At 30.3% G+C, this 211-nt stretch carries 1 pseudogene; it reads right to left on the bottom strand.

Features of this window, described 5'->3' with window-relative positions:
• Positions 1 to 211, bottom strand: a pseudogene (locus ACRHOC_RS15935) (class I SAM-dependent methyltransferase); the annotation flags it as partial.

Raw genomic sequence — 211 nt, 5'->3', positions numbered from 1 at the left:
ATACGATTTATTTGAGAAGCAGACTCATAAGACATAATTTCTTTAATAGTCCCTTGTCGTGCATCATCAGTTGAATAATTTGAGATTTCTCTGAGATGTTTTTCAGCTTCTGAGATAAATTTGATATTAGGAATAAAGCAATCAAACATGAACTTACCGTCGTCATTTAAATGTTTTTTTACAGCTGAGAGCATTTTAAAAACATCTTCAT

It is taken from the genome of Winogradskyella poriferorum, from assembly GCF_050618035.1.
In the GTDB taxonomy this organism is placed as follows: domain Bacteria; phylum Bacteroidota; class Bacteroidia; order Flavobacteriales; family Flavobacteriaceae; genus Winogradskyella; species Winogradskyella poriferorum_A.
This window is presented reverse-complemented; position numbering and strand designations above follow the sequence as displayed.